The 22,473-nt window shown below is 62.4% G+C and carries 30 protein-coding genes and 1 pseudogene; 12 read left to right on the top strand and 19 right to left on the bottom strand.

The window, feature by feature from the left end; all coding sequences use genetic code 11:
* Nucleotides 1–177 precede the first annotated feature (177 nt).
* Nucleotides 178–534, top strand: coding sequence for a hypothetical protein (locus tag AC1DW4_RS06305; protein WP_477016398.1), 357 nt, complete (start codon nt 178–180; stop codon nt 532–534).
* A gap of 11 nt (nt 535–545) precedes the next feature.
* Here AC1DW4_RS06305 and AC1DW4_RS06300 read toward each other — a convergent pair whose 3' ends face one another.
* The 3 genes from AC1DW4_RS06300 to AC1DW4_RS06290 are packed head-to-tail and all read right to left on the bottom strand — an operon-like array spanning nt 546 to nt 1,608.
* Nucleotides 546–719, bottom strand: a complete 174-nt coding sequence (locus AC1DW4_RS06300) for a hypothetical protein (protein WP_477016397.1) — start codon at nt 717–719, stop codon at nt 546–548.
* The gene (locus AC1DW4_RS06295) at nt 716–907 is read right to left on the bottom strand and encodes a hypothetical protein (RefSeq protein WP_477016396.1); all 192 of its coding nucleotides are present in this window, start codon (nt 905–907) and stop codon (nt 716–718) included. The genes AC1DW4_RS06300 and AC1DW4_RS06295 overlap by 4 nt, the downstream gene beginning before the upstream one ends.
* On the bottom strand, nt 904–1,608 hold the full coding sequence (locus tag AC1DW4_RS06290; RefSeq protein ID WP_477016395.1) for an SOS response-associated peptidase: 705 nt from the start codon (nt 1,606–1,608) through the stop codon (nt 904–906). Before AC1DW4_RS06290 ends, AC1DW4_RS06295 begins: the two co-directional genes overlap by 4 nt.
* Before the next feature lie 60 nt (nt 1,609–1,668).
* On the opposite strand from AC1DW4_RS06290, the gene AC1DW4_RS06285 reads away from it, so the two are divergent.
* Both AC1DW4_RS06285 and AC1DW4_RS06280 read left to right on the top strand, forming a co-directional pair.
* Nucleotides 1,669–1,863 carry a hypothetical protein gene (locus AC1DW4_RS06285; protein ID WP_477016394.1) on the top strand — a complete coding sequence of 65 codons (195 nt, stop codon included), beginning with the start codon at nt 1,669–1,671 and terminating at the stop codon, nt 1,861–1,863.
* 109 nt (nt 1,864–1,972) lie between these two features.
* Nucleotides 1,973–2,413, top strand: coding sequence for a hypothetical protein (locus AC1DW4_RS06280; RefSeq protein ID WP_477016393.1), 441 nt, complete (start codon nt 1,973–1,975; stop codon nt 2,411–2,413).
* A 16-nt stretch (nt 2,414–2,429) separates the two neighbouring features.
* Here AC1DW4_RS06280 and AC1DW4_RS06275 read toward each other — a convergent pair whose 3' ends face one another.
* Nucleotides 2,430–2,849 carry a hypothetical protein gene (locus AC1DW4_RS06275; RefSeq protein ID WP_477016392.1) on the bottom strand — a complete coding sequence of 140 codons (420 nt, stop codon included), beginning with the start codon at nt 2,847–2,849 and terminating at the stop codon, nt 2,430–2,432.
* Between the two features lie 569 nt (nt 2,850–3,418).
* Here AC1DW4_RS06275 and AC1DW4_RS06270 point away from each other — a divergent pair.
* Complete coding sequence (locus AC1DW4_RS06270; protein WP_477016391.1) at nt 3,419–3,685, top strand: hypothetical protein; 267 nt, start codon at nt 3,419–3,421, stop codon at nt 3,683–3,685.
* A 72-nt stretch (nt 3,686–3,757) separates the two neighbouring features.
* Here the strand turns inward: AC1DW4_RS06270 and AC1DW4_RS06265 are convergent, their stop codons facing one another.
* Together AC1DW4_RS06265 and AC1DW4_RS06260 are read right to left on the bottom strand one after the other, a co-directional pair.
* Nucleotides 3,758–4,210 (bottom strand): PA2169 family four-helix-bundle protein, encoded by a 453-nt coding sequence (locus AC1DW4_RS06265; RefSeq protein WP_477016390.1) that lies wholly within the window; start codon nt 4,208–4,210, stop codon nt 3,758–3,760.
* A 137-nt stretch (nt 4,211–4,347) separates the two neighbouring features.
* Nucleotides 4,348–4,671, bottom strand: coding sequence for a low affinity iron permease family protein (locus AC1DW4_RS06260; RefSeq protein WP_477016389.1), 324 nt, complete (start codon nt 4,669–4,671; stop codon nt 4,348–4,350).
* 1,161 nt (nt 4,672–5,832) lie between these two features.
* Between AC1DW4_RS06260 and AC1DW4_RS06255 the strand changes: the two genes are divergently transcribed.
* A complete protein-coding gene (locus AC1DW4_RS06255; protein ID WP_477016388.1) occupies nt 5,833–6,111 on the top strand; it encodes a helix-turn-helix domain-containing protein in 279 nt (92 codons plus the stop codon).
* Between the two features lie 150 nt (nt 6,112–6,261).
* Entirely contained in the window at nt 6,262–6,981 is a 720-nt protein-coding gene (locus AC1DW4_RS06250; RefSeq protein ID WP_477016387.1) for a hypothetical protein, read from the top strand.
* A 163-nt stretch (nt 6,982–7,144) separates the two neighbouring features.
* Here AC1DW4_RS06250 and AC1DW4_RS06245 read toward each other — a convergent pair whose 3' ends face one another.
* Complete coding sequence (locus AC1DW4_RS06245; protein WP_477016386.1) at nt 7,145–8,497, bottom strand: PAS domain-containing sensor histidine kinase; 1,353 nt, start codon at nt 8,495–8,497, stop codon at nt 7,145–7,147.
* A gap of 245 nt (nt 8,498–8,742) precedes the next feature.
* Here AC1DW4_RS06245 and AC1DW4_RS06240 point away from each other — a divergent pair, with 245 nt between their 5' ends.
* Nucleotides 8,743–9,129 carry a response regulator gene (locus tag AC1DW4_RS06240; protein ID WP_477016385.1) on the top strand — a complete coding sequence of 129 codons (387 nt, stop codon included), beginning with the start codon at nt 8,743–8,745 and terminating at the stop codon, nt 9,127–9,129.
* A 66-nt stretch (nt 9,130–9,195) separates the two neighbouring features.
* Nucleotides 9,196–9,411 (top strand): hypothetical protein, encoded by a 216-nt coding sequence (locus tag AC1DW4_RS06235; RefSeq protein ID WP_477016384.1) that lies wholly within the window; start codon nt 9,196–9,198, stop codon nt 9,409–9,411.
* A 539-nt stretch (nt 9,412–9,950) separates the two neighbouring features.
* On the opposite strand, the gene AC1DW4_RS06230 is transcribed toward AC1DW4_RS06235, so the two are convergent.
* Nucleotides 9,951–10,127, bottom strand: coding sequence for a DUF3606 domain-containing protein (locus AC1DW4_RS06230; protein ID WP_477016383.1), 177 nt, complete (start codon nt 10,125–10,127; stop codon nt 9,951–9,953).
* Between the two features lie 525 nt (nt 10,128–10,652).
* Nucleotides 10,653–10,832 carry a hypothetical protein gene (locus AC1DW4_RS06225; protein ID WP_477016382.1) on the bottom strand — a complete coding sequence of 60 codons (180 nt, stop codon included), beginning with the start codon at nt 10,830–10,832 and terminating at the stop codon, nt 10,653–10,655.
* A 186-nt stretch (nt 10,833–11,018) separates the two neighbouring features.
* On the opposite strand from AC1DW4_RS06225, the gene AC1DW4_RS06220 reads away from it, so the two are divergent.
* A complete protein-coding gene (locus AC1DW4_RS06220) occupies nt 11,019–11,483 on the top strand; it encodes a hypothetical protein (protein WP_477016381.1) in 465 nt (154 codons plus the stop codon).
* 48 nt (nt 11,484–11,531) lie between these two features.
* Here the strand turns inward: AC1DW4_RS06220 and AC1DW4_RS06215 are convergent, their stop codons facing one another.
* From AC1DW4_RS06215 to AC1DW4_RS06195, 5 genes are all read right to left on the bottom strand, one after another.
* Nucleotides 11,532–12,296, bottom strand: a complete 765-nt coding sequence (locus tag AC1DW4_RS06215; RefSeq protein WP_477016380.1) for a hypothetical protein — start codon at nt 12,294–12,296, stop codon at nt 11,532–11,534.
* A 103-nt stretch (nt 12,297–12,399) separates the two neighbouring features.
* Nucleotides 12,400–12,762: a hypothetical protein gene (locus AC1DW4_RS06210; protein WP_477016379.1), complete on the bottom strand. Its 363-nt coding sequence runs from the start codon at nt 12,760–12,762 to the stop codon at nt 12,400–12,402.
* A gap of 1,076 nt (nt 12,763–13,838) precedes the next feature.
* Nucleotides 13,839–14,564 carry a hypothetical protein gene (locus tag AC1DW4_RS06205; RefSeq protein WP_477016378.1) on the bottom strand — a complete coding sequence of 242 codons (726 nt, stop codon included), beginning with the start codon at nt 14,562–14,564 and terminating at the stop codon, nt 13,839–13,841.
* Complete coding sequence (locus AC1DW4_RS06200; protein ID WP_477016377.1) at nt 14,561–14,725, bottom strand: hypothetical protein; 165 nt, start codon at nt 14,723–14,725, stop codon at nt 14,561–14,563. The genes AC1DW4_RS06205 and AC1DW4_RS06200 overlap by 4 nt, the downstream gene beginning before the upstream one ends.
* 220 nt (nt 14,726–14,945) lie before the next feature.
* Nucleotides 14,946–15,935, bottom strand: a complete 990-nt coding sequence (locus AC1DW4_RS06195; protein WP_477016376.1) for a lysozyme inhibitor LprI family protein — start codon at nt 15,933–15,935, stop codon at nt 14,946–14,948.
* 118 nt (nt 15,936–16,053) lie between these two features.
* On the opposite strand from AC1DW4_RS06195, the gene AC1DW4_RS06190 reads away from it, so the two are divergent.
* Nucleotides 16,054–16,284, top strand: a complete 231-nt coding sequence (locus AC1DW4_RS06190) for a helix-turn-helix domain-containing protein (RefSeq protein WP_477016375.1) — start codon at nt 16,054–16,056, stop codon at nt 16,282–16,284.
* A gap of 26 nt (nt 16,285–16,310) precedes the next feature.
* Entirely contained in the window at nt 16,311–16,580 is a 270-nt protein-coding gene (locus AC1DW4_RS06185; RefSeq protein ID WP_477016374.1) for a helix-turn-helix domain-containing protein, read from the top strand.
* Between the two features lie 29 nt (nt 16,581–16,609).
* Here the strand turns inward: AC1DW4_RS06185 and AC1DW4_RS06180 are convergent.
* The 4 genes and pseudogenes from AC1DW4_RS06180 to AC1DW4_RS06165 all read right to left on the bottom strand — a co-directional run.
* Nucleotides 16,610–17,254: pseudogene (locus AC1DW4_RS06180) on the bottom strand (magnesium chelatase domain-containing protein); the annotation flags it as partial.
* A 92-nt stretch (nt 17,255–17,346) separates the two neighbouring features.
* Nucleotides 17,347–18,297: a glutathione synthase gene (gshB, locus tag AC1DW4_RS06175; RefSeq protein WP_477016373.1), complete on the bottom strand. Its 951-nt coding sequence runs from the start codon at nt 18,295–18,297 to the stop codon at nt 17,347–17,349.
* Between the two features lie 18 nt (nt 18,298–18,315).
* Complete coding sequence (locus tag AC1DW4_RS06170; protein ID WP_477016372.1) at nt 18,316–19,176, bottom strand: HAD family hydrolase; 861 nt, start codon at nt 19,174–19,176, stop codon at nt 18,316–18,318.
* Between the two features lie 105 nt (nt 19,177–19,281).
* Nucleotides 19,282–21,612, bottom strand: a complete 2,331-nt coding sequence (locus AC1DW4_RS06165; RefSeq protein WP_477016371.1) for a sensor histidine kinase — start codon at nt 21,610–21,612, stop codon at nt 19,282–19,284.
* 84 nt (nt 21,613–21,696) lie between these two features.
* On the opposite strand from AC1DW4_RS06165, the gene AC1DW4_RS06160 reads away from it, so the two are divergent.
* Complete coding sequence (locus AC1DW4_RS06160) at nt 21,697–22,119, top strand: metallopeptidase family protein (RefSeq protein ID WP_477016370.1); 423 nt, start codon at nt 21,697–21,699, stop codon at nt 22,117–22,119.
* Here the strand turns inward: AC1DW4_RS06160 and AC1DW4_RS06155 are convergent.
* The gene (locus AC1DW4_RS06155) at nt 22,116–22,343 is read right to left on the bottom strand and encodes a DUF3072 domain-containing protein (protein ID WP_477016369.1); all 228 of its coding nucleotides are present in this window, start codon (nt 22,341–22,343) and stop codon (nt 22,116–22,118) included. The two genes, AC1DW4_RS06160 and AC1DW4_RS06155, sit on opposite strands and share 4 nt — an antisense overlap.
* Between the last annotated feature and the right edge of the window lie 130 nt (nt 22,344–22,473).

The following is a 22,473-nucleotide window of genomic DNA, read 5'->3' as shown; positions in this document are numbered from 1 at the left end:
GTCGGTGCCATTCCAAGGCGGTGGCAGCCGATCGAGATGGGCCTGATCCCCTTTCGGTGCTGCGACTGTGGCGAGCGGCCCGACAGGATCCAGGTGGAGCGCGACTGGGGTCCTCGATACGAGCGCGTCTGGGAGTGGCGGGGCGACGCTGCTAACCTCAGGACCGGGGTCTAGGGCGTGGGCTACAAGAAGCCGGAGCGTCGGGGCCTGCACGACCTTTTGCATCCCCACGTCATGCTGGGCCAGATGCAGCGCGACGGGTGGCTGATCCGGACCCGCTGCCTGCACTGCCACCTCGACCTGCTGGGCGACTTCGAGGTGCTGATCCGCATGAACGGTCGCGACTTCAAACCCTGGGGCCGGTCGGCTCGGTGTCGTCGGGTGGGCTGCGACGGTACGATGATCTTCATGGGCAGCCCGCCCGGCTGGCACCTGACCTTCTGGCCTCTGGTGGACGCCGTCGAAGCGAAGGCCGACGGGCCGGTTCTGACGCTGGCGGTCCGGCAGACGGCCGTTCCACCCGAGGCCAGTTGAAAGCCTGACGCCTATTCGACCAGCTCCTCGCACTTCCAGTCGTCGTCTCCACCGGTCGCCATGCAGCGATCGTAGGCCTGGTCGGCAAGGAGGCGTTGGACCCAGATGCTGATCCCCTGCTCAGGCGCGATGCCTGCAAGGTTCAGCACCGTCCCCAGTACGATCGCGCGGGCGAGCAACCTCACAGGCCCGCCCATCGGATCGCACCGACCACCGTCAGCAGAAAGCCGAATATCAGAAGGCCATAGGCGGTGGTGCGGTCCTGACTGTTCCGCCAACCGAGTCGTTGCGCCCGTTGGATCCCCGACAGGGCAAACGACATCCCGAGCGCACCCCCGATGGCCTCAAGCCAGGGCGGCACTAAATCGATCATTGGCGGCTAACCACCGACAGCGAGCCGTCCGGAAGCGGCCGTTGTAGCGCCTTCGCATCTTCCCACGGTGCCCGCATCCAGACGTCACGTTCTTCGTCGGTGGTCAGGATGACCGGCATCGCCCTGGGGTGGACCGAGCCGACCTCCGCGTTGGGCTCGGTGGTCAGGAAGGCGAACAGATCACACGTCTCCAGGCCGGTCTTGATCTTGCGCACACAGGTCCAGTCCGAAACGTGGACACCGGCGAAGAACGCGAGCGGCTCGTCTCCAGGCAGCGTGAACCAGATTGGACGGTACCGGTCTTCGGCGTCGCGGCCGGGCTCGCTGAAGGACGTGAAGGGGACGAGCGCCCGGTTCTGGGGCGACAGCCACGGCTTCCAGTGAGAGCTGGCGGTGTTCCGGACGTTGGTCGTGCCGCTGTCGGGTTCGAGCTCTAGGAGCCTGGGGAAATCGACGTCCTTGCCCTTCGCCCTCAGCTTGTCGGCCCGCTTGGTGGCCGCGTCGAACAACGCCTTCTTGGACGACGGCAGACCCCAGCGCGACAGGACGAGTTCCCGATCGCCATCCGGCCCGTTCCTGACGATGGGTGCCGGGTAGTCCGGATAGATGTCGCGGGGTTCGAGGTTGCCCACGTTCCCCATGGCGCGCGCAAGGTCGAGGATCGCAGCAGGGCCTTTGCGGATGGAGTAGAGGTTGCACATCGCCTCCACAGCACCACAGTCCAGATATCCTGGCTACCACCTCTGCATTCAGAGATCACGATGACCGACGACGAACGTATCGACGCCCTGCTGAACCTGATCGATCCCGAGCGCCTCCCTGCGGAAGGCCGAGGCTCACAGCTCGCCGTTCTGGGGCTGGCCGTTCAAGGACAAAAGGGAGGGTTCCGGCCCACAACGGCCGGCTGGAGCCTTCTCGGTGCCAGAGGCCGGGCGTTCCGGTTGAACAACGAGTAGTCGCCATCCATCGACGCGCAGGCAGAGGCCCAAAGCGGACGTTCCGAATGTCCGCTATGGGTGGAAAGGGGACATTGCCGTCGCTCATGAAGGTGGCCACGATAGCGGCATGCTGGTGAGCCCTGACAACTACGACGACCTCAGAATATGGCTTGGACGAATGGTCGTGCTTGCCATGCCACACATCGAAGTCGGCTCCGACATCGACCCGGTTCAAGTCCTCGATGGTTTCGCCGAGAAGGCACCGGCTAAGGCGAGGGTGGGCCTTGCACTTGCTATCGGCGACGTGATGGAACTGACGGGCGACTGGCCGGATGACCGAGTCGTCTCGACCGATCAAGAGTTCCTTGCCGCCGGACTTCCAACCCTCTCGGACGTTCGCGCACTCTTCAGCAGGACCATAAGCCGGGTTGTGCGACGCGGCTCGATCAGCAGCGATGTCGAATATCATTCGGTCCGCAATGCAGCAGAAAGACCGAGCGAGCATCAGGCAATGCTTTGGAGCATGATCGAGGCTTACGAAGCGCAACGGTCCAGTAATGTCCGATAAGGGTCGAAAGCTGCCATCAGCTCCCTTCGCGCTGCCATACAGTGCAGCGAGCGATCCAGTGCTCCAGTTCCGCGATTAACGCAGAGTATGACCGCGTCTCGAATTCGTGGATGATCTGTGCGTCTGCATCGAAGGCGAACAGGCAATCATTTCTCCTGCGCCCCCCCTCGGATCGAGGCCAAGGTTGATACCAGGTTTCGAGATGGAAGGCACCGTCCGGGTCAAACTCCGGTCTGAAGATGATGTCGATGCGGAACCGACGCCCTTCATTCGTCGCGGTGAACACCGACGAGCCACCGATACCGTCCAGTGACGTGGCCATCCCTGCATCGAGCGTATTCCACCCGATCATCCATCCTGCCGGGATGCGAAGGGGCGGCAATCCCAGATACGCCTTGGAGTGAGGGTAGAGGTCTTGGAAGGTAGGAAGGCTCATCCGCAGAGGTTACCGGCGGAACCGGAGTCTGCAATGGGTCGAAGGTGGTCATATGGTGTTTGCCGAAAAGCAGACATCGCGACCAAGGCCTAGAGCAGATGTCCAGCGCAGTTAGCTGATGGCCCCAGGTATGCTTCCGCGAAGGCGACGGAACCGACCCCGTCTCACCTTGGTGCAATATGGCTCAGCTTATCGACAAGTCGCTCGACGGTGGCGCAGGACTGCTACGGGAGGGCCGGTCCTTCACTCGCAGTTCGATTGCGGACACTGATCTAGAGGACCTCATCTACGCTTGGCACCGGCTGGGGAATCCCGCTCTCCTTCGCGTCGCGGTCCGCCTCATTCGGACACTGGGCGAAGATCACCCGGGGCAAGACCTGGTTAGCCGCGAGATGACTTAGCCGAAGTCAGCATCGGGTCGGGAGCCGTCCAAGGCAATGACACACAGATGCGACCTCTCGGACAACAGTCGCTATCAATCCTGTCGCCACAGGGCCGACCGCCGACTAGGTTCTATCAGCTGACGTTTGAAGGCGGATTAGCTGCCATGTCAGTCCTGAGGAAACAAAATGCGCACCATCTACATCGCCGCCATCGCGGCCGCTCTGTCACTTGCCGCCTGTTCCGAAAATACGGAAGACAAGGCAGCTGCCGCTGCTGATAATGCAGGGGCGACAGTTGCTTCTGCTGCGAGCGACACCGCGGCAAACGCTGACGCGGCTGCCGACAGCGCCGCCGCAGCGACCGGCGAGGCAGCAGCCAACGTTGATGCAGCCGCCGACACCGCCGCTCGGAAAACCGATGCTGCTGCCGATGCCGCAGCCCGAACCGAGTAAGTAGCCGCAAAACGACGCGCCTGAGATCAACTCGGGCGCGTCGTTCGATTATACCTTTGAAGAAGTGGCGCTTTAGTTGAGGCGATGCTTCAAACCACTGAGCGTATCGTGGTCAGCCTTGATCGACGCGTACTCTTCAGCCACGCGGTGGCGAAGTGTATCGGGAAGATCGGCGTCTTTAGTTGCGTCTTCAAACCGCGCCTTGATCACATCCTCACCACGCTCAACTTCGTCGATCACGCCGCTGTCGTCACGGCCCATGACTTCGCCTCTGATTTCCGCGAACTTGTTGTGGATGCGCCCCAGAAGAGATTGGTCATCCTCTGGTTCACCACCAAAAGTGCGAACTTCGGCTTGGAGCCGACGGCTGAGTTCTTCACGTTTGCCGGCACGCTCTGTGAACAGGGTCTTTAGTTCCGGATTGCTAACGCCTTCGGCGGCATGGCGATAGCCATTCACGCTATCCAGCGTGGTCTCGATCAGATCGTTGAGGGCCTTGACGGCGCGATTATTGTCGGTGTGCATTGAGGTGTATCCTTGTTGGGTGGACACTTAGAACTGCCGAGTCTTTGCCGTGTTCCCCATCGCGGTTCGTGCCCCGCAAGCGAAACCGAGAGGCCGGCAAGGTGCGATAGCGCACGTGCAAGCGGATCTAGGCAGCCCTAGTCCCTGAGGTTGTTGATCTCCTTCTCAGGCAGTTCTTCAACATGTCGGAGGTCGTCCCGTGCGTCCTCATTGACCCTGAGCAACTCGTCCAGTTTTGCGTGGATTGCTGCAGTGTCCCGGTTTTGCGAAGCCTGAATGACGATCGTCGCAACCATCGTGAAGACGGCGAGGAAGCCGTCCCAGCCTATGTTGGCCTTCTCCGTAACAAACCAGACCCCTGTGAAGAGGCCTAGCGCCGCGATCATGTACGGGTGACCGACCCAATGGGCGAGCTGGCAGATGCGGTCGGTCAGAACACGGGTGAGTTTGCGCTCCGCCATCGCTGCGGTCCGGCCGGGCGCTATGTCGCCCACCAGCCAGAACGCACGACGATTCCTGCCGTTGCATATCTACCCCTCTGCCATCAGCACCTCGGCCAGCGGAGCTGAGGCGTGATGTTGTACGACGCCTGTGCATCGAAGTTCATGGTCTCGTTGGTGCCCGCAACCGAGTTGCCGTCGGCGGCCGGCACGGCCGTCAGATAGCCCTGGCGGTAGGGCGCTGTCAGGTTACCTTCGCCAACTCGAAAGACACCCTACCCTGCCTCATATCAGGCAACAGCTAGCGCCCATGCGATGTCCGCATCGGCGCGGAGGCGGCGAAGGGTGGGTCTGCTGATTAGATGGCGTTGGATGTTGAAGGTGAGCTAGGACCAGCAGCACTCATCGTTGTAGCTGGCAGTACCGCGTATCGTGTGAACATCGACGCCAAGACCGCCTCAGAACTCACTTGGCCTGCCGACTTCATCGAGTTTGTCCCCGGCCAGAAAATCCTGATCGTTGGAAATGGTCTATGGTTTGAAGCCATCGGGCCGTCTGGCGCGATTTGGCAGTCGCGCCGAGTATCTTGGGATGGGATGCGGTCGCTCCGATGCGACGGCCAGGCAATAACGGGTGAGGCTTACAACCCAATGGGTCCGCCAGATTGGCTCCCTTTCAAGCTCCATGTCGCATCGGGGGACGTGGAAGGGGGCTCCTACAATGGGCCACCCTAGGTCCGCTTTGGGTCGGTTTGCGACATTAGCTGTCCTGCCGAAAGCGGACATTCTCCGTGCCGCGCTTCGTGAAGCACGACCGTTCCGACCCTAGGCGGTCTAAGGACGAAGCGTCCTTACCCTTTCGGCTAACCAGCGTTTGCCGAAACGGTAATTGCTGACTCTTCAACCGCGCTATCGAAATTAGCACGCTACCGATAGAGCGATGACCCTCTCATTATGAAATCGAGGGAAGCGATCGTCCAAACCCAGTGTCTACATGCGTTTAAAGGGCCACCTACGACCTCAAAAACCGGCCGACCCAACCCCTTCCCAGTCCGGGCGAAGGCGGTCACAGCGGCAGAGCCGGCCCTTCTAGCAGCTTGATTGACGCCCCAAGTTTGCGCAACGGGGCTGTTTTTGCCAGCTAATGGCTTGCGTCGGTCGCAATCGGGAGCTTGTCTAAGGCATGCCTCAATCATCCAATGCTGCAGCGAGGACGCCTATTGATGTTCACGTTGGTGGAAGGCTCAAAACAGCCCGTCAGGCGCAGAACCTCTCTCAAAGTGAGGTCGCATCGATGGTGGGCCTAACGTTTCAACAGATCCAAAAATACGAACAGGGTATTAATCGTCTCTCCGCTTCCGTGCTGTGGACTATCGCCGTGCACATGGATTTGCCGGTCACATTCTTCTTCGACGGCTTGGATGAGCGCCTAGCACGGAAGAGCGAGCGACAGGCGTCGTAACGCTGGTGAGGCACTCGAACAAACATGCACCTAGCTGCGGTGCCGCCTGACGCAGCGGCCCCGGCTGATCGTTAACCATATAGAGCTTCTCGTCGGAACCCAACCGACGCGTAGACCTTCCATTGGCATCGTAGTCCAAGGAAGGGAAACATGACCGACTATCTCGACCGAAGCTCCCACCCGCACCCCCTTCACGTCCTCGTCTCCTGGCCAGCAGTGATCGCGGGTGCGGTCGTAGCTGTGGCCACGGGGGCGATGCTCAACCTTTTGGGCGTCGCGTTGGGGGCCGGAGCTTTCAATCCTTACGACCTCGCCGGCGGTCACGCAGAAGGCTTCGCTGCCGCCGCTGGCATGTGGGCCGTGGTCGCCAACTCCATCGCCCTGTTCGTGGGCGGAGCAGTCGCTAGCCGCGCGGCGAAGTATGCCGATCATCACAAGGGCGGGCTGCATGGCCTCAGCGTCTGGGGCGTTGCCTTCCTCCTCGCCATTCTGATCGCGTCGGGCTCGGCGGCCGTGAACACGGCCGGGGTCGCGGGCGGTGAAGCGACCCGGGCGGCTGCTGATGAGACCGTCATCGGTGATGCTCTGTCGCCAGATAGGCGCGTCGCAGACGAACAACTTGTCGTCCCGCAGACCGACCGCGTGGAAGTAGAGAATGCCGCCGACAACACCGCGACGCTGGCTCTGTGGGGTTTCCTAACAATGTTTCTCAGCGGGGTCGCCGCAGTCTTCGGCGGCCTCTACGGCACGCGCGATCATCGCTGGATGGCCAAGGCAGGGCTGGAGGGGCGCACGACTACGGAGGTGTCGCGGGAAGCGACTGATAGCTTGGCCGAGCCCCGAAAGGTTTATCCTACTCCGAGAAGCTGAAGCTTCCAGCGGCATCCCCTAAGTAAACTGACTGGGATGAGCTGGTTCTCTTAGGCGCGCTGGGAGCTAAGCGACAGTCTGGCCTGAGCGTCGTCTGCCATTGGCCGAGGGCTCGTCTCCGGGGCTGAAGAACAAGTACTGTGCGATCCAATTCGGCTAATAGCTATAACTTCAAGGAAAACTTTGTGGGTACGGTCGCTTCCCATTTCAGTCCTTCCGGCGGGAAACTGAGTGTGGATTTGCCCTCAGTAGCGGCCTGAAAAACCTTGGTCAGCAACTGAGAACCAAACCCGCCATTACCTTTTTCGGGACCCGGGCTGCTCGCCCTCGGTGATGGTCCGCCAAGCTCCTCCCAACTCAGGCATACATGCTCATCGTCGGGGAGACACCACGTAAGCCTAACGCGACCTTCGTCGGCCTGAAGGCTGCCGTATTTGAGCGCGTTGGTACCAAGTTCATGGACCGCAAGAGAAAGGTATGGAGCCAGTTTTCCAGGCAGCAGGACTTGCGGCCCATCAAGATCGACCCTTTCAAGGTGGGACAGCTGGCGAGCCAACAGTCGACCCAGCTCGAACCGGTCGTCCGTCATATTCAACAGTGAATCCTGAGCTTGGGCGAGCGCCATCAGCCGCGCTTCGATCGCGACGACAAAGCTCTCGGGCACGGAGATCGTCCTGGTCGATTGCCGGATAATCGCCTGCACGACCGCAAAGACGTTCTTGACACGATGCCCGAGTTCTTTCGCCAAAACTTCGAGCTTCGACTCATTCAGCTTGCGCGCAGTCACGTCCAGGGCACTGGCGATTACGCCCGGACGCCCATCGGGGAGCGTTGAAGGCGACGCCTGAATATCCACCCAAAGCCTCTGATCGCCGAGAAGGAACGACAACTCCTGGGCTTGCGTTTGACGGGTATCCAGCGTCCGCCGAAGAAGGACCTCGAGAGGGGCCCCGACCTCAGGACCGACCATCTCCGTTGGCGTCTTGCCCAGTGAGTTTGGAACGTTGTGCGCCCAGGTATACCGAAGGTCCTCGTCATGCTCGGACATCGCAAGCCCGGAGATGCTCGTGGCCATCGCAAACCGACTAGCAACCGACTCCATCTGCGCAAGGCTGCGATCAAGGTCCTGATTTCGGATCATCAAGGCTTGCTCCGCATTGCGAAGATCGGTGATGTCCTCGTTTACGCCCACCATCCCAGCGAAGCATCCATCATGGCTGTAGGGCTCCGCGCGGGTGCGGAGGACTCGCATTTGCCCGTCTGCTCTACGATAGCGCCCTTCACAAGTGAACGGCTGCTTTATAGCCATCCCAGTACTAAAGTGCTCAAAAACGGCTGACTGATCTTCGACTAGCAGGGTGCTCGCCCATTCAAAGGTTGGGCAATCTTCAAGCTTCAGACCCCAAAAAGTCCGCATGGCCTTATTCAGATAAACGCAATTTCCGTCTTCATCACCCCTCCAAAGCATGGCGGGAGACTCTTCCGCCATGGTCGACAGATTTTGGCGCTCTTTCATGGAGACCGCATCCGTCTACATGGCTTTACGTCATCTATTGCTCTGACCATGTCTCCCCCCGCGAACCCGCACCAACCGAATGCGCACCGTCAAGGTTCGTTCAGTTCGACGTTTGATTGGCGTTAAGCTGCCAAGATATAGCTTTATCGGGTCTCATCTAGCAAACGGTCTGCGCACCCATGGCATGGGTCCGCAACCGGTCGAAGGGTTGAGTGTTAAGTACCGTCCGTGTTTACGAGCCCTAAATGTCTGACTCTGTGTGCATCTTCGTCGTCGATGACGAAGCGTTGATCCTCATGACCATCGAGCAAGCGCTCGAGGACGGCGGTTTTGCTCACCGGTCGGCGATGTCTTATGCGGAAGTCATCGGTCTGTTGGACACCGAAGGCGAAACGTGTCGTGCGCTTGTCACAGACGTGAACCTCGGTGGCGATCAAACGGGCTGGGATGTTGCCCGAACGGCGCGGGAAAAGTTTCCGACCCTGCCCGTTGTCTACGTCACCGCTGACAGCGCCCATGAATGGGCTGCCCATGGTGTCCCGAATAGCATCCTGGTCAGCAAGCCGTTCGTTTCAGCCCAGATCGTCAACGCGGTTGCCTCGCTGCTGAACACCGAACCCAAGCCCGCCTGAAGCCGGGAACCCGACCGCTTACGGCTACGCTGGACTCAGCCGGGGGTTTTTGGTTCATCTACCTGAATGGGTCGTCTGCTCGACAAGGTCAGCTTCGATGACCCCGCGTTCCGTGTGGAACTGGACGGGGATGGCGTCGTGCTGGTTAGAAACGACGCCCATACCGAGCGGTTCAATGCTCTGGCCCGCGACCTGATCAACTCCGACCTGAGTCAGTTTCTTGTCCTGCCGACTGCCGATGGGCGGGCCGGCTATGAGCGGATCTATATTCTTCCGATCTGACTGACAGCCCATGAGGTCAGTGGCGAAGGCCAGCAGCCAGGGCTGGACCATCTACACGTCGTTTGCGCAGCACCTGCTGCAAGTCTTCAGGTGAGGCTGAGTAGGTGTGCAGACCCGCCGCCCAAGCCGCGATGGCTAGTCCCAGCCACGTCGGGATCGGTCGTCGGTCTTGTTCGTAGTCGATGATAGCGCCTCGGGAAATCTGAAGACGCTGAGCCACCCGTCCTTGCGTCAGCCGATGCGAGATCCGGAAGGCTTTCAGGTCACTCCCGTTCATCCGATCCTCCATCGTCATATCGACGGTCCAAGCCATCACGGTCGGCCACAAAGTCCCGGCGGTCAGCCTTGCCCGTAGGTGCCAGAGGGGGACGCGTCTGGTTCGGCCCCCGGCTCCTGGTGTCTCGGCCTAGCCGATGTCGGACCTGTGCCGGAACCCGGTTTCGTCTCCTCCACTCGGGCGGCCGGACGTTGGTCGGTCGTAACGTCTTGCTGGCCTATGCCGCGATTGGCCTCTCCCGGATCGCCCTCGATCCGTCCGCTCACTTGCCCAGCTCCCGCTTCACGGCGTCGGCCTGATTGCCGACGCGCCCGACCGCCGCGCGCAGCTGGTCCTCTGTCACCCCGAACCGTTCGGCCCAGTCACGGACCTCGTAGTCTTCGCTGAGGCTGATGCGTTGGCGGTCCTGGCCGCCGGTCTTTGTCTTGTCGTCGGACATGACGTGCTCCTTTCGGACTGGCAACGCCATGCAAAGCGTCGCGGTTCCGATGTTGACCGGTGCGTTGATCCGTCGTGCGGCCGACATAGGAACGCCGCTGATATTTCGTCGTTGATCCATCGGTGCCGGCCCAAGCGAGCGGTGGCCCGGCATGACGCGCCGCTCCGAAAGTCCTAGCCCTAAGTGATGCCCTGGCCCTGCCGTCCTCTCACCGGACGGCAGGGCCCTTTGTCGGTTCAGGCGCGGCCTTTGACCTCGGTACACTCGGCTGGCGCTTAAGCGAACTTCGAGATAGCCCGCTCGTAAGCATCTGACTTGCTGGAATCGACCAGGCCATTCCCTCGCCTGATATTTCCGCCCACGCTGCAAAGACCGTAGCCCTCGCTGCTGCGATCGGGTGCTGGCAGGGGTGATGCATGTTGATGGCGGCGCCTATGTCCTGAAGCTCGCGCACCATGCGAGCCAGAGCTTCCAAGTCCCCGACGTCTGGCGCTCCCTTTTGACCAGCGCCCTTGTGCCGACCGCTCACGACCGCTTTCCTGCTGCCCACTGCATCCCAGCGCATAGCTCGGCGATGAAAGCCCTGTGGGCTTCGGGTGAGCGGATGATCTCGCGGGCCTGATCAGGCGAGACCCGGGCGCTGGCCATGCGCTCCATCAGGCGGTGTTGATCAGCCGGTCGGGTCGGGAAAAGTTCTTCTTGCATGACGCTCTCCAGGTGCCGACCCGGATGACGTTGTGACTCCGCATGTGCGGGATGCGCAAGAACATGTTCCGTATTTGTTCTGGTTATCCAGAGATAGATGTTTGGCGGACGGATTAGCCTCTCCGGCATCGTTGTCTCTGGCCCGAGGCCAAGGGATGTGGCGGCCATCAACAGATGGAGGCGTGCATGGGCGTTCTGGACAAACTGGAAGTGATCGCTGGCGGCGAGCGGCAGACGGGCTATGACCCGGTGAGGGTGCGACGCAAGAAGCTGGCCGAGGGTCTGGCCGATCAGATCAAGCTGCTGGAGGCCATCGAGGCCGGGGGCAGCTATCAGAAGGTCAAGGTCCGCAAGGAGCGGGATCTGGAAAGCGACGAAGTGAAGTCGTCAGAGGAACGTCGACAGGTTTCGCCGTGGTGGTTCATCGACGACGGCGGCAAGGTACACTTCGCCATCAGGTACGGATCGACACGCCTCAAGGTGAAGGACGGCAAGGATACCTTCGTGTTAGGGGCTTTGGACGACCTTCGTCAGCTCCTCCCGCCTTTGCGGCAGGAGGTGCTGACGGGATCGCTGGACGCCGCCTTGGCCGAGGCGGCGGCCGGACTTCAGGCCCGCTTCACGACGAAGAAGGCGGCGAAGAAGGCCTGAGGCTAGTTGTGCAGACTGGAAGCGCCGGGGCATTGCTCCGGCGTTTTCTCAATCACCGGCATGGGACGGCCACCTCGATAGATCCGGATCCTCTGAAATGACCTGGCGGATAGACGCCAGAACCTCATCCATAGTCGGCTCATCGAGATCGTCCGGCCGGACCATGGCCGCCCATTCCTCAGCGGTCGGCGGTTCGATGTGTGCGTGATAGGCACGGTTTCGGCTGTCTACGCCCGCTCTGTCGCCGACATCCTCCCATCCTGCCCAGGGATTTAGGCTGTCGATTGGATAGGAAGCTGATCTGGGTCGAGGATCCTGTCCCTCAGCGTCCGAAGTTATGTGCGTCGCCACACATACGAATGCACGATCGTGGCCGGCGTCGTTTGGACAGGACCAGACCACGACATCGACAGTTTGGCGCTCGCCGACGATCCACGTCTGATACTGGCAAACAATGCCATGGTGAAACGTCGTTCGAAACGCTGGCTTGGACCGTTCGAGACCATCCAGTGCGAACTGCTGCGATAGCAACTTATGTCCGATTTTCAGGGCTTGCGCTTTAGCCCGCCGGACTGTGGGGAAGGGCTTACTAAGTTCAGCGAATACGACCCCGCCCTCATCGTCAAACTCGACGATCAAAGACTCGTCGGATGGGCTCAATGTGGTCCCGAACCGAGTCGCTATGGCGTTCTCGTCGATCACCATTTCGGCCCCTTCCAGATGGGTCGGAACAGCGGTTTTTGGTAGTCTGGCCACCAGATCGTCCAAGGTGTCCGTGGGTGTGATACTCGTCAGCAAGGGTAGATTTTTCATTATATGGTCCTGTTTTTAAAGGGTGGGACGGCGGCAGGGGCGCAGCCGTATTCGAGCCGCCAGGGAGTCCTGACGGTCACGAATGGTGGGAACCGCAGGGCGGCTATTCGTTGATAAAGAGGCCCTCGAGGCTGGGGATGTTCAGGGACTTGCCACTGCCCGTGAGGGTTGGTTGGGCGGCGGTCAAAGTGGCCTGAGCGGTGACGGCGGAGGCAGCGCCTTCGCAGTTGAACTCATCAAACATTGCGGCACGCGGGTGCCGACGAGGTTTGTCAATGAAGGGCTCGAGCAGGGGGCCGGTGTAAGGCCTTCCGGGCCACTCTTCTTCGTATGGCCCCCACAAAGCGATTTTGACCTCTCGATCCATCTGCGCCTGCGACGCCCGATCTGAAAAGCGACGGTGGATCAGCAGGGCGGTCGTGAACCACTCGGGGTCGTAGGGGTATTGATCGGCGGACACCGACATGGTCCAGCCAGGAACCGTTCGCCAAGCTATCCAGAAGGCGTTGCTGCCGGTGGGATCCTTTATCGATCGTGAAGGCCCGAGGTGCGGGGCCAGGGCTTCTCGTATCTCGATGAGCGTCCTCTGAGCGCCCCCTAATGATCGTCTCGCCGAGCAATATTGAAAGACGCCGTACCGTGGGGAGTATTGGTGATGTTTGGCCATTTCAGGCCGATAATTTAGTTCTCCCAACGCCTTGATGTAGCAGAGAGGGGCTCCTTGCTCTCGCAGAGCGTGAGTTTCTTCGGTAGTAAGCCATTGTTTATCGGACATTTGTTTTCCTGATGTTGAATGAATAGGCCGTAGGGTGATGGGGTGAGCGTCTCCTGAAACTGTGGGAGGGAGGTCTCGTCCGGGCGCACGGGATCACCGGCGGGCGGCATTGCGCCATCGGTTGTTGCGTTCAGACGTGGTCGGTGGAGCTTGGGCTTAGCCTGACCTGAGGACAGGAGCGGCGGTGCCCGTCAGCGGCGATGAGGACACAAACCCGGTCCTCAAGTACCCCAGCTGTTCGGGCAGAAGACTAGCTGGGCGGGACTGCGGGATCGGTCGTCAGAAAGTCGTCGAGGCTGACTTCGATGCCAGGCTTCGATAACTCCCGCCAGGTCGGGGACGGATCTGGTGAGGGTCTGTCGACAAGGACGGACACATGGTTATTGGCCGTTGAAGAGACGGAGTCGTGGGTCATGGGAGAACCGGTGAGGTTGTTGGATTGGCTGACACCTTAGCATAGGAGCGACCAAAACCCCAGAAAAATCGTGTTAAAACAACGTGTTGATCATGAAGCCGTATTTAATCAACTCGTTAAACAAGTATGACGGTCCGCAAACGCCCGCTCAGCTTGACGGTTGTTTAAGGAAACCCACCACGCTGGAATCTGTAACAGCGTGTTGGAACGCCCGAGCGAATGCCAAAAACGTCTTCCCGCTGCAAAAATCGCCAGAGAACCGGATTTGAATGCGGCCTGAGCTGTCGCCCTGGAAAGTCCACCCCGCCGGGTCAAATCGCGGGAGGATTGATTTTACGCCGGGTCGATCCGCCTACTGGAAATCGCCAGATGCTGCGGCCGAATGTTGAACTTGCATCCGCATGAAGCCGCAATCGGAGACACTTATCCGCTCGCCCGCCGTCGCCTGCCCCACAAAGTTTGTGCAAACGCCGCTCTGGCCGAGCGTCCTAATGGACTGGGTTTCTGGAACGAGGTCTCCCGTCGGCAAGTTGGCCGCCACAGCCTCGGCGAACTGTCTGAGGTCGGTTCGCTCCAGGCCAAACCCGGCGGGCGTCACGTAGAAGGCAACCACCAGTTGCTCGCTGTCGTAGAAGATACGGGCCCCCATGTCGCAGCCACGATAAAACGTCGCTGCCAGCGAGTTGGCCTCGCTGGCACTCATGTTCCGGTGGCGTTGGAACTCGTCCCGACATTCCGGTGTGTCGATGTAGGCTGTTTCCGATGCAGCAAAGGTTGGCAGCTGGGCGACCATCTCAGTGAGCGGGGCTCCGCCTTCAGGCGGAACGAACATACCTCGGGTGGCCAAAGCAGGTGCGACATCCGCTTTGTGCATCCCCAGGTGCAGACCTCTAGCTTCGAACAGCCCGAGGTACTCGGCCGTTGATGTCGGCATGACGTCTTCAGGCGGCGGCACTGGCACCTGAGCAGCTTGCTCAGAGGCCTTGGCCAAATCGGTGTAATATTTGTCTGAATGCCCGTCGTCGCCGCACCCCGCGACAGTCAGTGCGGCGACAGAGGCAATCATCACCCGCTTCATTTAGAGTCACTCGTTGGCAGGTCGTTGTTCAAGGCCTCGTTCAACTCGGCGATCTCATCATCCGTGTATCCGCTGGGACGCTTATCGCTTCGGAAGTGGATCGTGGCGAAGAGGGCGGGGATAGGGTCTGGCTCAGCTGGTTGATCTGGCTTGTCGGTCATTTCATCGTCTCCCAGACGGTGATTGTGGTCAGCCCCACTCCCGCAAACGGCAGGGCCAAGACAACGCAGCAGCCCATCGCCGCTCCGAGTTTGCGCTGGCGACCGGAGCGGGTGATTGGGACGCCCGCTTCTTTCGAGAGTTTGCGTTTGGCTTCGCTCAGACCGGTGGCCCGAGACAGCGAGAGCCTGAACCCCGGCGGAAGACCTCTGCGCTTGCGGGTCAAACCCTTCGGCCCTCAGCCTTCGCCCTGGCCGCCCCGTAGAGCGCCCAGAGCAGAAAGATCACAAAGGGTTGGATGAGCGTCATGGCCAACCCCGCCAGCAGGTTGGTCTTGAGGCAGTTGACCAGCAGCATGATGACCCACAACCCCCCGGCGATGACGAGGCCAGCGATAGGGGCACCGAAGGATATGCCTCCGATCAGGGCGAAGATCGCCACAAGGTGGAGCAGGTTCCACCAGTTCAAGATCATGGGCCATCCGTATCGCTGCATCGAATAGTTGGCCAAAGATCGGGTCGCCAGCAGTGCGACGATCACGACGACAATCAGGGCAAGCATGGCCAGACCCAAGCCGATGCTGGCCATGGGATTGGCGTCGTCGGGAGCGGCGGACTCGCTTGGAATGGCAGTTGGCGGCGTGTCGGGATTGATCGGCTCGAATGATTGGGCCGTATCACCTCCCCAAGCGTCGGTCGGCACTGCGACATCATCCGACACATCTGCGGGGAATTCTAACGGGGGGTCGGCCGCGACCTGTTCAAAGGGAGCGTTCGTCGCAATCGGGGTTTGTTCCGGGGCGACGGGCTTCGGGGTCTTTACCGCCTCTGATGCTTCGACTTTGTCAGCCTCGGCGGCCCTCTGCCCTTCAAGGAAATCTGCAGTTTGTCGACTGACGTTTCCGATCCGGTCGGCGTAGGAGTCTCGCAGGCACAGAGCGTCCGTGGAACAGTTGCGCAGGTTCTGGGTCCATTCGCTCTGATCGGAGCGCAGTTGATCCGGGTTAGGGACCGTCCGAAGGGCCTCGCCCAATGTCTCGTTCAGACGCCAATCGGCCGATCGGAGATTGGCGTCGGCACACACCACCCTCTGGTAAGACTCGGCCGGTCGCCGACAATCAAATGTGCCTTGGGCGTCAGCCGGTCCAGCGAACCCAACGACGACCAGCGCTCCGACAATGCCAAAGCTGATGGCTAAGATGGATCTGATCATTCACGTTCCCCCGTCGATGATCGGTCGGCATCTCGGCTGTCGGCGAACAGGACAACTGAAAGTCGATATTCTCTTTAGTGAATAAACTTGGCCGTCACGCCACGTCAACGCTCGTTCGATGGACATTCGAGTGCTTGTCGGAAGGAATGTTCGACGGCTGCGGCTGGAAGCGGGCCTGACCCAAGAGGCGCTGTCTGACCGCTGCGATTTTGACCAGCGCTACATCAGCCAGCTCGAACGAGGACTTCGTAATCCCACCGTCCTAAGTCTGCACGAAATCGCCCAAGCCCTCGAAACGACGCCTGTTGTCCTGATCACGCCAGACCCGGAAGCGGCCAACGAAGGCTGATCGTCGGCCTGTTAGAGGTCGATTTCATGCCGTCGAAAGAACTCAGCGGCTCGCAACTCTTTCTCGCTGCCGTCGGCGAACGTGTGATGACTTTCAGGGAGACTGCGGGGCTCAGCCCACAGGCACTGGCCTCCCGGACCGGCCTATCCGTCGCCTACATCCGAAGGCTTGAGATGGGCCGAGCTGATCCGACAATCATCAGACTGGAGCGGATCGCTTTAGTGCTCGACACCACCGTGGTGGAGCTTCTCGATATCGCTGGGGAAGAGCTAGGCATTGCCGCAACGGGATTATGATCCGAACTGTCCTGCCTAAAAAATAACCTCAGCAGGTTGTGTCCCCCCGCGGCCGCGACTTCCAAGGCGCGTTTGGCGCTCTCCTGGCCCTTGACGTCGCGCAGGTCCGGCACGGCCGTGCCAGACCGGACCGGCCCCGGCTCGGGCGCGCGCAGGATGGTCGTGCCCTTGAAATGGTTGATCAGGCCGATCAGCGAGCGCGGGGCCAGGATCGAGACGTCGCCCGCCCACGCCGCCTCGGGCCCGTTCGCCTCCGGACAGATCAGGCCCAGCCCCATGGCCGAGGCGGCGACGGCGGCAGGCAGGGTCCCGCCCACCGGCTGGATCCGCCCGTCCAGCCCCAGCTCCCCCAGCGCCGCCCAGCCCTGCAGCGCGTCCGGCTGAATCACCCCCAGCGCCGCCAGCAAGGCCAGGGCGATGGGCAGGTCGAAATGGCTGCCTTCCTTGGGCAGGTCGGCGGGGGCCAGGTTGGCGATGATCCGCTTTGCCGGAAGCGCCAGGCCGATACCGGCGAAGGCCCCGCGCACGCGCTCGCGGCTTTCGGCCACCGCTTTGTCCGGCAGGCCGACGATCGAGAAGATGGTCGGGCCGTCCGAGCCGACCAGTTGCACCTCGACGCTGACGCGCCGCGCCTCAACCCCCTCGAACGCCACCGTCGCGATACTGGCCAGCATGTCCCGCCCCCGAAATCACAAGCCGTGTTTCACGTGGAACAAAACACGAACCTTGTCGAGTTGCAAGACCATCGTCGCGCTCGCATGCCGCGTCAGGCGTTCGGAATGCGCTTGGCCTCGATCACGTCCCACAGGATCGCGGCCGCATCGACGCCGGAGAATTCCTTCATCTGCACAGCGCCGGTGGGCGAGGTGACGTTGATCTCGGTCAGATAGTCGCCGATCACGTCAATGCCGACGAACAGCAGCCCCTTTTCCTTCAGCGTCGGCCCGACGATGGCGCAGATTTCCAGGTCGCGCGGCGTCAGTTCGACCGGCGCAGCCGTGCCGCCGACGCGCAGATTGGATCGCACCTGGCCGTCGGCGGGCACGCGATTGATGGCCCCGACCGGCTCGCCGTCGATCAGGATGATCCGCTTGTCGCCCTTGGAGACCGCCGGGATGAATTTCTGGATTACCAGGGGATCGCGCGACCCGGCCATGTGGATCTCGACCAGGGCCTCCAGGTTGGGATCGTCGGCCTTCAGCCGCACCACGCCCGACCCGGCCGCGCCATGCAGGGGCTTCAGCACCACGTCGCCATGGCGTTCGTGGAAGTCCACCAGGGCCACCGCGTCGGCGCTGATCAGGGTCGGCGGCTGGACGCCCTCGAAATGGGTGGCGAACAGCTTTTCGGGGGCGGAACGGACCTCGGCCGGGTCGTTGACGACCAGGGTGCGCGGATGGACCGTCTCCAAGAGATAGGTCGCCGTCACATAGGCCATGTCGAAGGGCGGGTCCTGGCGCATCAGGATGACGTCGACGTCCCGCCCCAGGTCCAGTTTGACCTCATCGCCCAGGGTCACGTGATCGCCATGCACCTGGCGGATCACGACCGGCCGGGCGCGGCACGACAGGCTGCCGTCCTCCAGGGCCAGGGTCCGGAAGTCATAGACCCACAGCGGATGGCCGCGCGCTTGCGCCTCCATCATCAGGAAGAATGTGGTGTCCGAGGCGATATTGACCCCCTCGATCGGGTCCATCTGAACAGCGACGCGCAGCATGTGAATGTCCTTCGTCGATCAGTCGACGGCCGGCATGGTGCCGGCGTTGATGGCGATGCGGCCGATCAGGCCCTTGACGATCAAGTCGAGCGGCTGGCCCTCGCGATAATCGGCGGCGGCCACGAAATTCACCCGGTCCTCGGAGATCAGGCTGTAGATCTTCTTCTGGTCCTTTTCGGAGTTCCGGGGGTCATAGACCGCGATCGAATAGCCGCCCTTGGTGTGCATCATCTTCATGGTGGGCACGTCGGTGTCCCCGTCGCCCAGGAAGATCATCCGCTCGAACGGCACGGCGCGGTCGTCATCGGGCACGAACTTGTTGATGCGCTCGTGGTCCCAGTGGTTCAGCACGCCCTTGTTGATGCGGAACAGATACTGGGTCTTGGTGGTGTAGTTGACGCCCACGGCGGGCCAGATCGCCACCCCGTGGTCGTCATAGGCGAATTTGGACGCGAAGACGTGGTGGAAGGCGTCGCGGATCGGGCATCCATCGATCATCTCCTCCAGCCCGGCCGAGATGATGTAGTGGTCGATGTCCAGGCCGTATTTCGCGCCGACCGCGTCGATCCGCTCGAACCAGCCGGGGCCGGTCAGGTCGGACTTCAGCCCATCGAACAGCTTCACGTCCTCGCCGTGCTCGCGCAGGGTCTTTCGCGTGATCGGGGTGCCGTTCTCGCGCGCCCGCTGCAGCATCAACTGCATGTACATCAGGATGTTGTCGCCATCGGCCGACTTGGTCAGCCGGTCCGCCTCGCCCCAGAAGTCGCCGATGCCCATGCCGACCGAGGGGATGAAGGTCACCTCCTGCATGTTCCCACGCGCCAGGGTGCCGTCGAAGTCGTAGATCAGGGCGGTCTTGAGGAGCGGTTTGTCGGCCATGGGGCCTCCGGACAGGCAACAGGCAACAGGCAATAGGCAACAGGAAGGCGCGGCTCAACCCCGGCGACGAGGCGGCCCCCTTTCTATTGCCTGTTGCCTATTGCCTCATCCCAAAGCCAGCTCCGGCGTCACCGCCGCGCCCGTCGCCTCCAGCGGCAGGTGCAGGATGAAGGCCGCGCCCTTGCCGGGTTCGGATTCCACCTCGGCCCAACCACCGTGCAGTTCGACCAGGGCCTTGACCAGGGCCAGACCGACGCCCGGTCCGCCCCGCTCGCGCTTGACGAACCGGTCGAACACCAGGGCCTGAAGGTGATAGGGGATGCCGCGCCCGGTGTCCTCGACCCGAATGCGGACCTCCGGGCCGTTCAGCTCGGCCTTCAGGGTGACCTCGCCGCCTTCGAACACGGACCGGGTGGCGTTCTCCAGCAGATGATCCACCGCTTGCATCAGCCGGCGCGCATCGGCACGGACCGGCGGCAGGTCGGTCGGGACCAGGGCCGTCAGCGTCGCGCCGCGCCCGTCGATCCGGGGGCGATGACGCTCGACAGCCTCGGCGAACAGGTCGCGCAGCCGCACGTCGCCGAGCGACAGCTCCATCTCGCCCGCGTCGATCTGGGCCATGTCCAGCACGTCGTCGATGGACCGCGCCAGCTGGCCCGCCGCGATGCGGATGGCTCCCGCGTGCTGGCGGCTGCGCTCGGGCAGATCGCCCAGGGTCTCCAGCAGTTCTGAATAGCCGACGATGGTCGTCAGGGGCGTGCGCAGCTCGTAACTGACTGAGCCGACGAACTCGCGCTTCAGCGCCTGGCTTTCCTTCAGCGCCGCCTCGCGCTGCGCCAGGGCCTGCTCCAGCTCGCGCCGTGCCGTGACGTCGGAGAACGCAACGAGCGTGGCACCGTCGGGCAGCGGCCGGGTCTGCCAGGCGGCGATGCGGCCGTCGGTCGTGCGCCCCTCGCCCTGGACCGCCACCCGGCTTTCGGGATCGGGATCGGCGACGCGGGCCTTCAGCCCCAGCCACAGCGCGGCGTCGGGCAGGGCGACCTTGCACAGCTCGGCCACCGCATCGAAATCACCCGCCGCTTCCAGCCGCTCGGCAGAGACGGACCAGAAGGTCTCGAACGCCTCGTTGTGCAGCCGCAGCCGCCCATCGGATCCGAACACGGCCACCGCGTCGTTCAGCTTGTCCAGCGTCGCGGTCTGGACCTGAAGCTGGGAGTTGAAGCGGCTGCGCAGGGACAGTTCGCCGGTGATGTCCGAAAAGATCAGCAGGATGCCGCCCAGGGGATGGGGCTGGCGCACGACCCGCAGCGTCCGCCCGTCGGGCAGGGACCAGCTGTCGTCGGGGGCCGCCTCCGCCGCGCCATAGAATTCCAGCTCCTGGGCCTTCCACCCGGCGTAGTCGATAACCTCTGGCAGCATGCGGCGCTGGCGCAGGCGGTCCAGCAGTTCGCCGTGCGTCGGCCGCTCGTTCAGCCAGGCGGGGTCGAGGTTGAACAGGGTCTGGAAAGCCGTGTTGTGGAACGCCAGCTTCCTCGACGGGCCGAAGATGGCGACCGCGTCGGCCAGGTGGTTCAGCGTCTCGTCGTGCGCGGTGACGTGGCGGCGCAGGGTGTCGCGGGTCTCCTCGGCCTCGGTCATGTCGATGGCGAAGACCAGCACCGGCCCGCCGACGCCGGCCAGCGGCTCGGCCATGATCTTCCAGGCCCGCCTGCGGCTGTCGCCGGCCGTCCAGCGAAAGCCTTCCTGACGCGCGCCCATCCGCGACGCTTCCGCCGCCAGCTGATCGGCACCCCGGTCGAACACGGCCCCGGCCTCTCGCGCCTCCTCCAGCGACGGCGCGCGGACCTCGCTCAGCCAGGCGCGGTTGGCCCAGATCAGCTGTCCCTGCCCGTCCACCACCCAGGTGGGCGAAGGCGAGGCGTCGGCGATCAGCCCGGCCCCCAGCCCCCCGGGTGCCTCTCCGGGCGTCATATTGGTGCGCTCGGCACTGCCCGGGTGCGACAGGCCGATCCAGGCCTCACCGCCAAACGGCCGGCCCTCGATGCGCCATTCGCCGTCGCGAATGTCGAAGGCGTGACCCTCGTCGATCAGTCGACGGATGGCCTCGGGGTGACGCCCGTTCAGCGCCTCTGCCAGGGACACGGCGGCGTCGGCGGTCTCGGAGGCATCCAGGCCGATGCGGGCCGACTGGATCTGCGCGGCATCGCCCACCACGGCCGGCATGGCGTCGCGCATCAGGCTCAGCCGCACGTCTCCGAAGGCGGCCAGAGCCGCGTCGCGCGCGCTTTTGCCTGTTTGCGCCGCGTGCAGACCCTGCTCGATGATGGACTCGCGCCGGGCTGCGGCGCGTTTCAGCCGCCAGGCCCAGGCACTGATGGCCAGCGCCAGTCCCCCCGCTCCGGCCGTCGCCACAAAGGCGATCTCGGCTCCGTCCATTCGCGTTCACCCGCCGATTTGATTCGCCAGCATAGCCTGATTTCCGCGATTGCGCGGAGGGCTTGTGGGACCGATATCCGCACCATGTCACAGACCGCGCCTGCCAATGATTGGATCGACCGCGCCGCCCCATCGCTCGACGACTTCGCGGCCATGGCCCGCGCCGCGTTCGACGCTCTGCCCGAGCCTTTCCGGTCCGCGGCGGGTGAGGTGGTCCTGCGCATCGACGACTTCGCGGACGAGGAGACCCTGGCCTCGGTCGGCGTCGAGGATCCCTTCGAACTGACGGGCCTGTATCACGGCGTCGATATCGGCCGTCGCGAGGGCCTGGGACCCGCGACGGAGCCGTCGCGGGTGTTCCTGTACCGCCGCCCGATCCTGGACGAGTGGTGCGAGCGGGGCGATATCGGCCTGTCCGACCTGATCGGCCACGTCCTGATCCACGAGATCGGCCACCATTTCGGCCTTTCCGACGACGACATCCACGCCATCGAGGGTGAGGACTAGCCGCCCGCGCGCAGTCGACTCTTCAGGTCGTCGATCCGGCGCGACGCTTCGGCCTTGGAAAGATCGGCCGCGAAGGCCGCCGGTTCGTCGACCTCCTCGGAGAGGGTCTTCAGATACGACGCCTGCGCCCCCGTCATGGGATCGTCCCCGGAAACCCAGTCGTCGGGATCTTTCTCGGTATTGGTCGGCGGATCGGGGTCAAGCTTGGGATTGGGATCGGTCACGGCGCACTCCAGAAACTGAGTTGCCATAATGTTCCAGCCGCGGACTCCGTTCCCGGTTGTCCCGAAGCAACGAAGCTCCGCCGCTTGCGCTCAAGCAGCGAGGCTCCGCGAGCCGAGCGTTAGCGACCCG

The organism is Brevundimonas sp. P2_A6 (assembly GCF_056404975.1).
This window is presented reverse-complemented; position numbering and strand designations above follow the sequence as displayed.